The organism is Arthrobacter sp. Y3221114, from assembly GCF_059092625.1.
The window spans coordinates 28,003-40,713 of sequence record NZ_JBNHHW010000009.1; the positions used below are offsets into that span (position 1 = coordinate 28,003).

Sequence of the window (12,711 nt, forward strand, 5' to 3'; positions counted from 1 at the left end):
GCCCTGGAACCGCAACATCAACGGATCACAACCGCCGGATCGCTATGCCCGGCATCATCCTCGGAGTGGGGCTGGGCGGCTTCGTGGACGGGATCCTGCTGCACCAGATCCTGCAGTGGCACCACATGCTCACCAGCGCGGAAACCGCAAACATCGACGTCGGTTCGTATCCGCCAAACACCGTCCACGGTTTGGAGATGAATACGCTGTGGGACGGGCTGTTCCATACGGTGACCTGGCTGGCCGTGCTGATCGGGCTGGGGCTGTTGTACTCACGGGTGACGTCCTCGCGCGGACGGGTGTGGGCATCCCGTACCCTCTGGGGCTGGATGCTGTTCGGCTGGGGACTCTTCAATCTCGTAGAGGGGGTTATCGACCACCACATCCTTGCCATCCACCATGTCATCAGTGGCGATTACCAGATGCTGGCCGACATTCTCTTTCTGTTGTTCGGGGCGTTGCTGGTGGTCGGCGGCTGGCTGCTGCAACGGTCCGGCCGGATGGTGGACTTGAGGGATATGGGGAGGGACAACGACGCCCGCCGCCTGGGGAGGGACCCGGCATGATCGGCGCCCACTCTGCCCACAACCACCAGCCAGCCGCGTTCGACGCCGTGCTGCCGCTGGCCCTGGTTGCGGTGCTGGCCTGCGGTTACGCGGTTCTGGCGTGGCTGCGGAGCCGGGAGGACCGTGGCTGGAGCCGCTGGCGAACCGTGTCCTTCCTCGCCGGCGCACTGCTGCTGGCCTTGGGCTTCGCGCCGCAGCTGATGCCGCTGCCGCCGGGCGGGCTGCCGGCCCACATGGTCCAGCACCTGCTGCTTGGCATGTATGCGCCGATCGGGCTGGTGCTTGGTGCGCCGGTGACCCTGCTGCTGAGGTCGGTGCCGCCCCGTCACGGCAAGGCGATCGGAAGGGTCCTGCGCTCACGGCCGCTCCATCTGGTGGCCAGCCCCGCGACCGCGCTGATCCTCAACCTCGGCGGACTGGCCGGCCTGTACTTCACGCCGCTGTACAACCTCGCGGCGGACAACCCGGTGCTGCACCACGCCATCCACCTGCACTTCCTGGCCGCCGGCTGTCTCTTCGCCTGGGTGATCGCCGGGCCCGACCCGGCACCGGGCAGGCCCTCCGTGCCGGCGCGGCTGGTGGTGCTGGGCGTCGCCATCGCCGGCCATGCGGTCCTGTCCCAGCTGCTCTACGCGGGGCTGTTCGTCCAGGTCCCGGCGCACCCCGGTGAGCTGAGGCTCGCCGGTGAACTGATGTACTACGGCGGGGACATCGCCGAGCTGCTGCTGGCCTTCGCGCTGGTGTCGACGTGGCGGCCCCGCCGCAATTCCGGTCCCGGCCCTAGGCGCGGACCCGGCCGCGACGGGCACAAAGCGCGCTCCCCCAAGCCGGGCACCGCCGTCGTCATATGAGCCTTCCCGGATACGCGCTGTGAGCCTTCCCGGACACGCAAAAGCCCGCCATCCCCCGAAGGGAACAGCGGGCTTCAAGCAGTGAAGGCGAAGAACTACTTCTTCTCTTCGGCAGCTTCCTCGGCGGACTCCGCCGACGGAGCAGAGTCTGCGGACTCGGGCGAGTCAGCGGAATCGCCGGACTGCGCGGACTCGGGCGAGTCAGCGGACTCGGCCGAAGCGGTCTCTTCCTCGACCGGAGCCGGGGCGGCCTTGGCAGTGGCCTTCTCGGCCTCGTTCACGACGGCCTGCTTCGGGGACACCGGCTCCATCACCAGTTCGATGACGGCCATGGGGGCGTTGTCGCCCTTGCGGTTGCCGATCTTGGTGATGCGGGTGTAGCCGCCGTCGCGGTTGGTCATCACCGGCGCGATGTCGGTGAACAGCTCGTGCACGATGCCCTTGTTGCTGATCACTGCCAGCACGCGGCGGCGCGAGGCCAGGTCGCCGCGCTTGGCGAAGGTGATCAGGCGCTCGGCGAACGGGCGCAGGCGCTTGGCCTTGGTGACCGTGGTGGTGATCCGCTTGTGCTCGAAGAGCGCGGCGGACAGGTTGGCGAGCATCAGGCGCTCGTGGGCAGGACCGCCTCCGAGGCGCGGACCCTTAGCGGGGGTAGGCATTATGTTTTCTCCTCAATGGTGCCGCTGTGCGCTCCCGAGCGCCGTGGCGGCAGAATTCTTGCGTTTTAGAGTTCGTCCTCGAAGGTTTCGTCCTCGTCGATGGCTGCGGCGCGGGCAGCCAGATCGAACCCAGGGGGCGAATCCTTCAGCGACAGACCCAGTTCCACCAGCTTTGCCTTGACCTCGTCGATGGACTTGGCACCAAAGTTGCGGATGTCCATCAGGTCGGCCTCGGAGCGGGCAACGAGTTCACCCACGGTGTGGATGCCCTCACGCTTAAGGCAGTTGTAGGAACGGACGGTCAGTTCCAGGTCCTCGATCGGCAGGGCCATGTCGGCAGCCAGGGCGGCGTCCGTGGGGCTCGGGCCGATCTCGATGCCTTCGGCGGCGGTGTTCAACTCGCGGGCCAGGCCGAACAGTTCAACCAGGGTGGTTCCGGCAGAGGCGACGGCGTCGCGCGGTGCAATGGAAGCCTTGGTTTCGACGTCGACAATCAGGCGGTCGAAGTCGGTGCGCTGCTCAACACGGGTTGCCTCAACCTTGAAGGTCACCTTCAGCACCGGCGAGTAGATGGAGTCGACCGGGATGCGGCCGATTTCCTGGTCGCCGGACTTGTTCTGGGCTGCCGACACGTAGCCACGGCCGCGTTCGATGGTCAGTTCGAGCTCGAACTTGCCCTTCTCGTTCAGCGTGGCGATGTGCAGGTCCGGGTTGTGGAATTCCACGCCGGCCGGCGGCGCGATGTCCGCGGCGGTGACAACACCGGGTCCCTGCTTGCGCAGGTAGGCAACCACGGGCTCGTCGTGCTCGGAGGAGACAGCCAGGTTCTTGATGTTCAGGATGATCTCGGTGACGTCTTCCTTCACACCCGGCACGGTGGTGAACTCATGCAGCACGCCGTCGATGCGGATGCTGGTTACGGCAGCCCCCGGAATCGAGGACAGCAGCGTGCGGCGGAGGGAGTTTCCGAGGGTGTAGCCAAAGCCCGGCTCCAGCGGTTCGATGACGAACCGGGAGCGGTTATCGGCCACTACTTCTTCAGTAAGGGTGGGGCGCTGTGCAATGAGCACTTAGATTTCCTTTCAGCGAGCATCCGCTATATGACGCAGCACGAATTGGTGGAAAAGGGCGGCTGGTCAGCCTCCAGCGTGGAACTTTCGGCCGCCGACAGGCTCTCCCGCAAAAGTGGGAGGAATCTGTGCGGCGGCCAAAAGTATCCTTGGGCTGCTTAGACGCGGCGGCGCTTCGGCGGACGGCAACCGTTGTGCGCGCTGGGAGTGACGTCCTGGATGGAGCCAACCTCGAGGCCAGCGGCCTGCAGCGAACGGATTGCGGTCTCGCGTCCCGACCCCGGGCCCTTCACGAAGACGTCGACCTTCTTCAGGCCGTGCTCCTGGGCGCGCTTGGCGGCCGATTCGGCAGCCATCTGCGCGGCGAACGGGGTGGACTTGCGGGAGCCCTTGAAGCCAACCTCGCCGGCCGAGGCCCACGAGATGACGGCACCGGACGGGTCCGTGATGGACACGATGGTGTTGTTGAAGGTGCTCTTGATGTGCGCCTGGCCCAGCGCGATGTTCTTCTTGTCCTTGCGACGCGGCTTGCGTACCGCTCCACGAGTCTTGGGGGGCATTGCTTCTCCTACAAAGTTGGTTGGTAGCTATCTGACCGGCTGGGAATCAGCGGGTCTTCTTCTTACCGGCGACGGTGCGCTTCGGGCCCTTGCGGGTACGAGCGTTGGTCTTGGTGCGCTGTCCGCGGACGGGCAGGCCACGGCGGTGGCGGATGCCTTCGTAGCTGCCGATCTCAACCTTGCGGCGGATGTCGGCTGCAACTTCGCGGCGGAGGTCGCCTTCTACCTTGTAGTTGCCCTCGATGAAGTCACGCAGCTGCACGAGCTCAGCGTCGGTGAGGTCCTTGACGCGGGTTTCCGGGCTGATGCCGGTCTCCGCGATAACCTGCTCTGCACGGGTCTTACCCACGCCGTAGATGTAAGTCAGGGCGATAATTACCCGCTTTTCGCGGGGAATATCTACGCCAGCGAGACGAGCCATAGTGGCGGTTCTCCTTGTTGTATCCGGAGGTCTGAAGCAGCGCGTCCCCGTTGTTCGGGTCCCCGGCCTCCGTGCCGGGGGTATGCAGGTTGCCCTGCTGCGCTGCCTATATTGAGTTACTACGCGTGGGCGTGCTGCCCCTGCTGAAGCAGGAGTCTTAGCCCTGGCGCTGCTTGTGGCGCGGGTTCTCGCAGATCACAATGACGTTGCCCTTGCGACGAATCACCTGGCACTTGTCACAAATCCGCTTGACGCTCGGCTGGACCTTCATGGTTTTCCTTTGCGTTGTTAGCTGATGCTGCCTTGTAACTACTTACGGTTTTCCGCAGTTGCCTGCGGCATAAGTCTTTACTTGTAGCGGTAGACGATACGGCCCCGTGAGAGGTCGTACGGGCTGAGTTCCACCACAACGCGGTCCTCGGGGAGGATCCTGATGTAGTGCTGACGCATCTTTCCCGAGATATGAGCCAGCACAACGTGCCCGTTGGTCAGCTCAACGCGGAACATCGCATTGGGCAGAGCCTCCTGCACAGTGCCTTCAATCTCAATGACACCGTCTTTCTTAGCCATATCCTCCGCTAACGTCAGTAACCATCGCCGAAGCGGTGGCTAGTTTTTGGGTTTTGCTTGCCGCTACACCCCCACTGAGCCGTACGTTCCGGCAGGCTTTCGCGGGCGCCATGCACCCGAAGATGGGCATGAAAGTAGAGACAACCAACAGACAACTGTACTCCGGAAGCCGGATAAAGTTAAATCCGGGTAACGCCTGGGGCCCCCGCGCGCGGCAGCCCTCAGTCCGGGTGCGGATACTTTTCCAGTACGACGCCGGCCGCCTCCACCCGTTCGGCGCTCACCACGGCGTCCCAAATGGCCGCGGTGACCGCTTCCGCGGCCAGAGTGTGCAGTTCCGCCCGGGGGTCGATGGGCCCGTCCTGCACCAGCTGCTGCGCCCCGGTAGCCAGGGCGAAGACCACGTCTCCGTCCATCAGGGTGTGCGACGGGCTCAACGCACGGGCCAGTCCGGCGTGCGCGGCCGAGGCCGTCCGCTTGGCCTGCGCCGGATCCAACACGGCGTTGGTTGCGACGACGCACAGGGTTGTGTTCAACGGGGACGCCGGCCGCTGCTCGGTCAGTCCCGGTTCCCCGGCCCGCCGGCCCAGGCCGCCGGTTGCTGCCGGCACCGCGCCAAGGCCATCGGACCTCATGTCACGGCCCGCCGCATTGCCGCCATGCCCTGGGAACGTCCCCGTGAACGGCGCGCCGGCGGCATTGGCCACCGCAAGCACGCCGACAACGATGCCGTCGTTGGCGCCGCCCATCCGCAGCGAGGCAGTCCCCACTCCCCCTTTGTACTGCTGGAAGCCCATGGCCGCGCCGGTGCCGGCGCCCACGTTGCCCCGCCGTACCTCGCCAAAGTCCTGCATCGCGCCGGCGGAGGCAGCGGCGTCGTAGCCCATCTGTTCATCCGGGCGCGCCGTGATGTCGCCGCCCCGGCCCAGGTCGTAGATGGCCGCGGCCGGAACAATCGGCACCACGGCATTGTGCGTGCGGAAGCCGAGCCCCTGTTCCTCCAGCCAGCGCTGCGCACCGTGCGCGGCCACCAAGCCGAAGGCGCTGCCGCCGGCGAGCACCACGGCATCCACGGTGGGCACCAGAGTGGTGGGATCCAGCGCATCGGTCTCGTGCGTGGCCGGCCCGCCCCCGCGGACGTCCACGGCACCGACTGTCCCCGGCGGCGGCAGCACCACGGTGACGCCGGTCAGCCAGCCGTCGCCGCTCTTCTGGACCTGTCCCACGCGGATGCCGGGCACGTCGGTAATGGAAGTAGCCATGGCCTCATCTTCGCTGGCCTCCGGCGGCCCGGGCAAGGGAAGCCGGGATCTCTAGCCGGTGCCGAAGGCCAGCAGGCTCTGCTGTCCGACGTCGAGGCACGCCCCGAGGAGCAGGACCACCACATAGACGCTGACCGGCACCAGCAACGCCCACTCGCGCGCCGACCCTGCATTTCCCAGCAGCGGCAAGGCGAAGTATCCGTTCCGCCGCCAGATGGCGTTGAGCAGCGGTATCCTCCGCCACACCTTCGGGGGCTTGATCCGCAGGGGCCACAGCAGGTTCACTCCCCCGGTGGTCAGCATGTCGCCGAGCACATGCATGACGACGCCGATGCCCATGGCCAGCGGGAACCAGTTGTGCTGTTCCGGGGCGTACAGGGCGATGAACGCCGCGACTGAGAGGCCCACGGCCCACGGAATTTTCTGTAGCCCGTCGGGCAGGAACTTCAGGGCCTTGGCGGCAAAGGCCACCAGCAACACGCACAGCAGCCCCGCGCCCGGGTAGACCGTGCCGAACCGCTCGGTCTCGGCGGTCCAGAGCCCGGCCACCCACGCGATCCCGACGAACGCCGCCAAACCGATCAGCGAGTGCGTGCCCCTGCGGTGCCCGCCGGCCACGGCGCCAATGCCCGCGCAGACCACGTTGGAGAGTGGCGGCAGCGAGCGGGCGACGGTGGCGTGGCGGTGGTCGGCATCCGGGACGAGTGCGGCACCGGCGGTCACCATGGCCCCGGTGATCAGGCCCAGCGGCCCCACGTCCAGCAACCCCCAGCCGAGGGTGAGGCTCTGCCCGCCCCAGCCCAGCGGCGTCGTCAGGGCATCCAGCGGCACGTGGACCTGGCTGGTGACGGCGATCCAGGCGGCTGCGCCGGAGAGGGCGTGGTGGGCTCCCATCATGGTGGGCAAGGTCCTTTCGGGGAGTGCGGTGTCCGGGCGCCTGCCTTCGGCTGGCCGCGGCGGGATCGGCGGTGCGGGCTCCGGATTAACCTCGAAAGGCCGGGCCGGCTGGACGATGGATCCAGCGGGTCCGGCCTTTCGGTGACGTCGGGCCAAGAAAGTGGCGGCGGGCGCTTAGTCCAGTGGCACCGGGGTGACCCCCAGCGGAGCCAGCCTGGCCGCGCCTCCGTCTTCGGCAGTCAAGACCCAGATGCCGCCGTCGTGCACTGCCACGGTGTGCTCCCACTGGCAGGACCGCGAGCCGTCCGTGGTCACCACGGTCCAGTCGTCGTCCAACACTTTGGTCTCGATGTCCCCGCGCACCAGCATGGGTTCAATGGCCAGGCAGAGACCGGGGCGGATCTTCGGGCCGCGGTGGTTCGTCCGGTAGTTCAGCACGTCCGGGGCCTGGTGCATGGCGGTGCCGATGCCGTGGCCCACGTAGTCCTCCAGGATGCCCAACGGCTTGCCCGGCACGGAGGATACGTAGTCGTCGATGGCGTTGCCGATGTCGCCCACGCGGTGGCCGGTGGCGAGGGCGGCAATGCCGTGCCACATGGCTTCTTCGGTGACGTCGGACAGCCGCTGGTCTTCCGGATCGGCGGTGCCCACGATGACGCCGCGGGCGGAGTCACCGTGCCAGCCGTCGACGCTGCAGCCCCCGTCGATCGAGATGATGTCCCCGTCCCGGAGCACCTTGCCGCCCGGGATTCCATGAACCACTTCTTCGTTGACGGACACGCAGACCGTTGCGGGGAAGCCGTGGTAGCCCTTGAAATTGCTCTTGGCGCCTGCCTCGTCCAGCACCGCCTCGAAGGCCGCGTCCACATCCGCCGTCGTGGCGCCCGGGACGGCGGCGGCAACCGCAGCGTCCAGGGCGCGGCTGACCACCAGGCCGGCGGTCCGCATTTTCCGGATCTGGTCCTTGGTCTTGTATTCGATGCTGGGCTGGCCGAAGGCCATGGGCTGCCTCTAACTTTCTGGCGGGTGTCAGGCCGTGACGGACTTGAGCGCGGATACGATGCGCTCGGTGACCTCGTCGATGTCGCCGATGCCGTCAACGGTCGCGACGATCCCGCGGTCCGCGTAACGGCTCACGACGGCCTCCGTCTGCTCGTGGTACAGGGACAGCCGGCGCCGGATCACCGTTTCGTTGTCATCGCTGCGGCCTTCCTGGGCGGCGCGGCCCAGCAGGCGTTTGACCAGCTCCTCGTCGTCGGCGGTCAGCTGCAGCACGATGTCCAGCTTCGAACCGGCCTCGGCCAGGATGCTGTCCAGCTCGTCGACTTGCCCGCTGGTGCGGGGGTAGCCGTCCAGCAGGAAGCCGTCGACTGCGTCGGGCTGCTTCAACCGGTCGCGCACCATGTTGTTGGTGACGCTGTCCGGCACGAACTCGCCCTTGTCGATGTACTTCTTGGCCTCAATGCCAAGCGGAGTCTCTTCCTTCACGTTGGCGCGGAAGATGTCTCCGGTGGAGATCGCGACGATGCCCAGCCGGTCGGAAATGCGGGAGGCCTGGGTGCCTTTGCCCGATCCGGGCGGGCCAATAATGAGCATTTGGGTCATCGCAGAAGTCCTTCGTAGTGCCGTTGCTGTAGTTGTGCGTTGATTTGTTTGACGGTCTCCAGGCCCACACCGACCATGATGAGGATGGAGACGCCGCCGAACGGGAAGTTTTGGTTGGCGTTGATCAGCACGAGGGCGATCAGCGGGATGAGCGAGACGATGCCCAGATAGAGCGCGCCGGGCAGCGTGATCCTGGCCAGCACGTACTGCAGGTACTCCGCCGTCGGGCGGCCGGCCCGGATGCCCGGGATGAAGCCGCCGTACTTCTTCATGTTCTCGGCCACTTCCTCGGGGTTGAAAGTGATGGCCACGTAGAAGTAGGTGAAGAAGACGATCAGGGCGAAGTAGACCGCCATGTAGAACGGCGAGTCCCCGCTGACCAGGTAGGTGTTGATCCAGTTGACCCACTCCGGCGGCGCGGTGGTGCCGTCGGCCGGGGTGTTGAACTGGGCGATCAGCGACGGCAGGTACAGCATCGACGACGCGAAGATCACCGGGATGACACCGGCCATGTTCACCTTGATCGGGATGTAGGTGCTGGTGCCGCCGACGGTGCGGCGTCCCACCATGCGCTTGGCGTACTGCACAGGGATGCGGCGCTGCGACTGTTCCACGAAGACCACCGCGGCGACGGTCAGCAGGCCGACGATCAGCACGCCCAGGAAGACGTTCACGCCCTGTGTGTTCCAGATCTCGCCCAGCGAGCTCGGGAAGCCGGCGGCGATGGAGATGAAGATCAGCAGGGACATGCCGTTGCCGACGCCCTTCTCGGTGATCAGCTCGCCCATCCACATGATCAGGCCGGTGCCTGCGGTCAGGGTCAGGATGATCAGCGAAACCGTGACCAGGTTGTCCTCGGGGATGATCGGAACGGGACAGTCCCCCAGGAGGGCGCCGGTCCGCGCCAGCGACACCAGTGTCGTGGCGTTGAGCAGGCCCAGCGCGATGGTCAGGTAACGGGTGTACTGCGTGAGCTTGGACTGGCCCTGCGGGCCTTCCTGGTGCAGCTCCTGGAACCGGGGGATGACGACGCGCAGCAGCTGCACGATGATGCTGGCGGTGATGTACGGCATGATGCCGAGGGCGAAGATGGACACCTGCAGCAGCGCACCGCCGCTGAAGAGGTTGACGAACTGGTACAGCCCGCCGCTGGTGTTGCCCAGCGCCAGGCACTGCTGCACGTTGCCGTAGTCCACACCGGGGGCGGGGATGAAGACGCCCATGCGGTAGACCGTCATAATGCCGAGCGTGAACAGCAACTTGCGCCGCAGGTCCGGCGTCCGGAATGCCCGGCCAATTGCGCTAAGCAAGCGTCCTCCCAAGAAGTTTCTGATGCCGCTGCGCGGCAAGTCACAAGATCCGAGTCTATCGGCTCGGCCCGTTCGCATTAAACGGGTTAAGAATACGGGGTGTGCCTTTAAAGCGGCTGAACTCGTGGCGGCCGGCGTAAACCGGCCACCACGAGTTCAGTCAGAGGCTGCTAAAAGACGCCACCTGTCACGGGCTGCTAGAGCGCCGTCACGGTGCCGCCGGCGGCGGCGATCTTTTCAGCGGCACTGGCGGAGAAGGCGTCAACCTTCACATCGACCTTGACGGTGATGTCGCCGGTGCCCAGGACCTTCACGGGCTGGTTCTTGCGAACCGCGCCCTTGGCCACCAGGGCCTCCACGGTCACGTCGCCGCCCTCGGGGAACAGCTCGCTGAGCTTGTCCAGGTTTACAACCTGGAACTCCACCTTGAACGGGTTCTTGAAGCCGCGCAGCTTCGGCAGGCGCATGTGCAGCGGCAGCTGGCCGCCGGCAAAGCCAGCCTTAACCTGGTAGCGGGCCTTCGTGCCCTTGGTACCGCGACCGGCGGTCTTGCCCTTGGAGCCTTCACCACGACCGACACGGGTCTTGGCGGTCTTGGCACCGGGGGCAGGACGCAGGTGGTGGACCTTCAGAGTTTTGTTCTCTTCTGCCATCTTTACTTCGCCTCCTCAACCTTCACCAGGTGAGAAACAGTGTTGACCATGCCGACGGTCACTGCATCGGCGCTGCGGACAACGGTGTGTCCGATGCGCTTCAGGCCCAGTGAACGCAGCGTGTCGCGCTGGTTCTGCTTGCCGCCAATGACGGACTTGATCTGCGTGATTTCCAACTGCGCATCCGACGGAGTCAGATTCTTGGGTGTGGTCATTACGCACCTGCCTTCTGCATGTTGCGCAGCAGGATAGCCGGAGCAACCTCGTCCAGGGGCAGGCCACGGCGGGCGGCCACGGAGCGGGGCTCCTCCAGGCGACGCAGCGCATCGACCGTAGCGTGCACAATGTTGATCGCGTTGGCGGAGCCAAGCGACTTGGAGAGCACGTCGTGGATACCGGCGCACTCGAGTACGGCGCGGACCGGACCACCGGCGATCACACCGGTACCGGCAGCAGCCGGACGCAGCATGACAACGCCTGCAGCGGCTTCGCCCTGCACCTGGTGCGGGACGGTTCCGGCGATGATCGGCACGCGGAAGAAGGACTTCTTGGCCTCTTCCACGCCCTTGGCGATCGCTGCCGGAACTTCCTTGGCCTTGCCGTAGCCCACGCCGACCATGCCGTTGCCGTCGCCGACAACTACCAGAGCCGTGAAGCTAAAGCGGCGGCCGCCCTTGACGACCTTGGACACGCGGTTGATGGTGACGACGCGCTCGAGGAACTTGTCCTTCTCGGCATCGCGTGCGTTGTCTCGGCCACGGCCGCGGCCGCCACGGTCGTTGCCACCACGATCGCTGCCACCGCGTTCGCCACGACGGCCGCCGCGGCGGTCCTCCTGGCCGGAAGCAGCGGTGGTTTCAGCGGATCCCGCGGCAGCGGTCTCAGTTGCTTCAGTCACCTGAGTTTCCTTTTCGTTGTTCTCAGCGGTCACAGTGCCAGCCCACCTTCACGTGCGCCGTCGGCAACCGCTGCGATACGGCCGTGGTACCGGTTGCCGCCGCGGTCGAAGACCACGGCCTCAACACCGGCAGCCTTGGCACGCTCGGCAACGAGCTCACCGACGCGCTTTGCCTTGGCGGACTTGTCGCCCTCCAGGGCCCGCAGGTCGGCTTCCATGGTGGAAGCGGAAGCCACGGTGATGCCCTTGCTGTCATCGACAACCTGGACAAAGATGTGGCGTGCGGAGCGGTTGACCACCAGGCGCGGACGGACCGCGGTACCGGTGATGCGCTTGCGGACGCGCAGGTGGCGGCGGCCGCGTGCTGCGGACTTGGACTTCGAGGTCCGCTTCTTATTAATGCTGATCGCCATGGTTTACTTACCAGCCTTTCCGACCTTGCGGCGGATTTGCTCGCCGGCGTAGCGAACGCCCTTGCCCTTGTAGGGGTCGGGCTTGCGCAGCTTGCGGATGTTGGCAGCAACTTCGCCGACCTGCTGCTTGTTGATACCGGAGACGGAGAGCTTGGTGGCGCCCTCCACGGCGAAGGTGATTCCCTCGGGTGCGTTGACGATCACCGGGTGGCTGAAGCCCAGGGCGAACTCGAGGTCCGAGCCCTTGGCCTGCACACGGTAACCGGTGCCGACGATCTCGAGGTCCTTCTTGTAGCCTTCGGTGACGCCGACGATCATGTTGTTGATCAGCGTGCGGGTCAGGCCGTGCAGGGACCGGGATTCGCGCTCGTCGTTCGGGCGGGAGACGGTGATGGTGTTCTCTTCCAGGGAAGCCGTGATGGGCGAAGCCAGAGTGTGGCTCAGCTCGCCCTTGGCGCCCTTGACGGAGACGACGTTGCCGTCGACCTTGACCTCAACGCCTGCGGGAACGGTGATGGGGAGACGTCCAATACGTGACATTTAATCTCTTCCTTTCCGTTACCAGACGTAAGCGAGGACTTCGCCGCCCACGCCCTTCTTGCCGGCCTGACGATCAGTCATCAGTCCGGAAGAGGTGGACAGGATTGCGATGCCCAGGCCACCGAGTACATGCGGCAGGTTGGTGGACTTCGCGTAAACGCGCAGACCGGGCTTGGAGATGCGGCGGATGCCGGCGATGGAACGCTCGCGGTTCGGACCGAACTTGAGTTCCAGGGTCAGCTTCTTGCCAACCTCGGCCTCTTCTTCCTTCCAGCCGGCGATGTAGCCTTCGGCCTTCAGGATGTCGGCGACGCGAGCTTTGAGCTTGCTGTACGGCATCGACACTGAGTCGTGGTATGCCGAGTTGGCGTTGCGCAGACGCGTGAGCATGTCTGCGACAGGATCTGTCATAGTCATTGTGGGCTCTTGCCCTTCC

19 protein-coding genes are annotated in these 12,711 nt (G+C 65.7%); 2 read left to right on the top strand and 17 right to left on the bottom strand.

Translation table 11 applies throughout. From position 1 onward, the window contains the following. Nucleotides 1-44: 44 nt before the first annotated feature. Together AC5RV3_RS16575 and AC5RV3_RS16580 are read left to right on the top strand one after the other, a co-directional pair. Complete coding sequence (locus tag AC5RV3_RS16575) at nucleotides 45-566, top strand: DUF2243 domain-containing protein (RefSeq protein WP_494123054.1); 522 nt, start codon at nucleotides 45-47, stop codon at nucleotides 564-566. Further along, complete coding sequence (locus AC5RV3_RS16580) at nucleotides 563-1,417, top strand: cytochrome c oxidase assembly protein (RefSeq protein ID WP_494123055.1); 855 nt, start codon at nucleotides 563-565, stop codon at nucleotides 1,415-1,417. The genes AC5RV3_RS16575 and AC5RV3_RS16580 overlap by 4 nt, the downstream gene beginning before the upstream one ends. Nucleotides 1,418-1,512: 95 nt before the next feature. Here the strand turns inward: AC5RV3_RS16580 and rplQ are convergent, their stop codons facing one another. The 17 genes from rplQ to rpsH form a co-directional block, all read right to left on the bottom strand. Then, nucleotides 1,513-2,076 carry a 50S ribosomal protein L17 gene (gene rplQ, locus AC5RV3_RS16585; RefSeq protein ID WP_494123056.1) on the bottom strand — a complete coding sequence of 188 codons (564 nt, stop codon included), beginning with the start codon at nucleotides 2,074-2,076 and terminating at the stop codon, nucleotides 1,513-1,515. A 65-nt stretch (nucleotides 2,077-2,141) separates the two neighbouring features. Next, nucleotides 2,142-3,146, bottom strand: coding sequence for a DNA-directed RNA polymerase subunit alpha (locus AC5RV3_RS16590; RefSeq protein WP_493979200.1), 1,005 nt, complete (start codon nucleotides 3,144-3,146; stop codon nucleotides 2,142-2,144). 158 nt (nucleotides 3,147-3,304) lie between these two features. Beyond that, nucleotides 3,305-3,706 (bottom strand): 30S ribosomal protein S11, encoded by a 402-nt coding sequence (gene rpsK, locus AC5RV3_RS16595; protein WP_429594060.1) that lies wholly within the window; start codon nucleotides 3,704-3,706, stop codon nucleotides 3,305-3,307. Nucleotides 3,707-3,752: 46 nt separating this feature from the next. Then, entirely contained in the window at nucleotides 3,753-4,127 is a 375-nt protein-coding gene (gene rpsM, locus AC5RV3_RS16600; RefSeq protein WP_493979201.1) for a 30S ribosomal protein S13, read from the bottom strand. Nucleotides 4,128-4,284: 157 nt separating this feature from the next. Then, nucleotides 4,285-4,398 carry a 50S ribosomal protein L36 gene (gene rpmJ, locus AC5RV3_RS16605; protein ID WP_005267758.1) on the bottom strand — a complete coding sequence of 38 codons (114 nt, stop codon included), beginning with the start codon at nucleotides 4,396-4,398 and terminating at the stop codon, nucleotides 4,285-4,287. A gap of 77 nt (nucleotides 4,399-4,475) precedes the next feature. Next, complete coding sequence (gene infA, locus AC5RV3_RS16610; protein ID WP_005267757.1) at nucleotides 4,476-4,697, bottom strand: translation initiation factor IF-1; 222 nt, start codon at nucleotides 4,695-4,697, stop codon at nucleotides 4,476-4,478. 221 nt (nucleotides 4,698-4,918) lie between these two features. Next, nucleotides 4,919-5,959, bottom strand: coding sequence for a P1 family peptidase (locus AC5RV3_RS16615; RefSeq protein WP_494123057.1), 1,041 nt, complete (start codon nucleotides 5,957-5,959; stop codon nucleotides 4,919-4,921). A 51-nt stretch (nucleotides 5,960-6,010) separates the two neighbouring features. Then, nucleotides 6,011-6,856: a metal-dependent hydrolase gene (locus AC5RV3_RS16620; protein ID WP_494123058.1), complete on the bottom strand. Its 846-nt coding sequence runs from the start codon at nucleotides 6,854-6,856 to the stop codon at nucleotides 6,011-6,013. A gap of 174 nt (nucleotides 6,857-7,030) precedes the next feature. Next, complete coding sequence (gene map, locus AC5RV3_RS16625; protein WP_494123059.1) at nucleotides 7,031-7,858, bottom strand: type I methionyl aminopeptidase; 828 nt, start codon at nucleotides 7,856-7,858, stop codon at nucleotides 7,031-7,033. Nucleotides 7,859-7,885: 27 nt separating this feature from the next. Beyond that, entirely contained in the window at nucleotides 7,886-8,461 is a 576-nt protein-coding gene (locus AC5RV3_RS16630; RefSeq protein ID WP_494123060.1) for an adenylate kinase, read from the bottom strand. After that, nucleotides 8,458-9,771, bottom strand: coding sequence for a preprotein translocase subunit SecY (secY, locus tag AC5RV3_RS16635; RefSeq protein WP_493989345.1), 1,314 nt, complete (start codon nucleotides 9,769-9,771; stop codon nucleotides 8,458-8,460). The genes AC5RV3_RS16630 and secY overlap by 4 nt, the downstream gene beginning before the upstream one ends. Before the next feature lie 197 nt (nucleotides 9,772-9,968). Beyond that, entirely contained in the window at nucleotides 9,969-10,424 is a 456-nt protein-coding gene (rplO, locus tag AC5RV3_RS16640) for a 50S ribosomal protein L15 (protein WP_494113038.1), read from the bottom strand. Nucleotides 10,425-10,426: 2 nt separating this feature from the next. Further along, nucleotides 10,427-10,639 (bottom strand): 50S ribosomal protein L30, encoded by a 213-nt coding sequence (rpmD, locus tag AC5RV3_RS16645; protein ID WP_127511076.1) that lies wholly within the window; start codon nucleotides 10,637-10,639, stop codon nucleotides 10,427-10,429. Next, nucleotides 10,639-11,355, bottom strand: coding sequence for a 30S ribosomal protein S5 (gene rpsE, locus AC5RV3_RS16650; RefSeq protein WP_493989347.1), 717 nt, complete (start codon nucleotides 11,353-11,355; stop codon nucleotides 10,639-10,641). The genes rpmD and rpsE overlap by 1 nt, the downstream gene beginning before the upstream one ends. Continuing rightward, on the bottom strand, nucleotides 11,352-11,735 hold the full coding sequence (gene rplR / locus AC5RV3_RS16655) for a 50S ribosomal protein L18 (protein ID WP_493941549.1): 384 nt from the start codon (nucleotides 11,733-11,735) through the stop codon (nucleotides 11,352-11,354). Before rplR ends, rpsE begins: the two co-directional genes overlap by 4 nt. 3 nt (nucleotides 11,736-11,738) lie before the next feature. After that, entirely contained in the window at nucleotides 11,739-12,275 is a 537-nt protein-coding gene (rplF, locus tag AC5RV3_RS16660; protein ID WP_493979210.1) for a 50S ribosomal protein L6, read from the bottom strand. An 18-nt stretch (nucleotides 12,276-12,293) separates the two neighbouring features. After that, nucleotides 12,294-12,692: a 30S ribosomal protein S8 gene (gene rpsH, locus AC5RV3_RS16665; protein ID WP_136784914.1), complete on the bottom strand. Its 399-nt coding sequence runs from the start codon at nucleotides 12,690-12,692 to the stop codon at nucleotides 12,294-12,296. Nucleotides 12,693-12,711: the final 19 nt, after the last annotated feature.

Coding starts and splice junctions, on each gene's coding strand:
- AC5RV3_RS16580 (WP_494123055.1), top strand. CDS start 563: ATGATCGGCGCCCACTCTGCCCACAACCACCAGCCAGCCGCGTTCGAC.
- rpsK (WP_429594060.1), bottom strand. CDS start 3,706: ATGCCCCCCAAGACTCGTGGAGCGGTACGCAAGCCGCGTCGCAAGGAC.
- map (WP_494123059.1), bottom strand. CDS start 7,858: ATGGCCTTCGGCCAGCCCAGCATCGAATACAAGACCAAGGACCAGATC.
- rpmD (WP_127511076.1), bottom strand. CDS start 10,639: ATGACCACACCCAAGAATCTGACTCCGTCGGATGCGCAGTTGGAAATC.
- rpsM (WP_493979201.1), bottom strand. CDS start 4,127: ATGGCTCGTCTCGCTGGCGTAGATATTCCCCGCGAAAAGCGGGTAATT.
- rplQ (WP_494123056.1), bottom strand. CDS start 2,076: ATGCCTACCCCCGCTAAGGGTCCGCGCCTCGGAGGCGGTCCTGCCCAC.
- rpsH (WP_136784914.1), bottom strand. CDS start 12,692: ATGACTATGACAGATCCTGTCGCAGACATGCTCACGCGTCTGCGCAAC.
- AC5RV3_RS16630 (WP_494123060.1), bottom strand. CDS start 8,461: ATGACCCAAATGCTCATTATTGGCCCGCCCGGATCGGGCAAAGGCACC.
- rpmJ (WP_005267758.1), bottom strand. CDS start 4,398: ATGAAGGTCCAGCCGAGCGTCAAGCGGATTTGTGACAAGTGCCAGGTG.
- rplO (WP_494113038.1), bottom strand. CDS start 10,424: ATGGCAGAAGAGAACAAAACTCTGAAGGTCCACCACCTGCGTCCTGCC.
- rplF (WP_493979210.1), bottom strand. CDS start 12,275: ATGTCACGTATTGGACGTCTCCCCATCACCGTTCCCGCAGGCGTTGAG.
- AC5RV3_RS16615 (WP_494123057.1), bottom strand. CDS start 5,959: ATGGCTACTTCCATTACCGACGTGCCCGGCATCCGCGTGGGACAGGTC.
- AC5RV3_RS16575 (WP_494123054.1), top strand. CDS start 45: ATGCCCGGCATCATCCTCGGAGTGGGGCTGGGCGGCTTCGTGGACGGG.
- infA (WP_005267757.1), bottom strand. CDS start 4,697: ATGGCTAAGAAAGACGGTGTCATTGAGATTGAAGGCACTGTGCAGGAG.
- rplR (WP_493941549.1), bottom strand. CDS start 11,735: ATGGCGATCAGCATTAATAAGAAGCGGACCTCGAAGTCCAAGTCCGCA.
- AC5RV3_RS16620 (WP_494123058.1), bottom strand. CDS start 6,856: ATGATGGGAGCCCACCACGCCCTCTCCGGCGCAGCCGCCTGGATCGCC.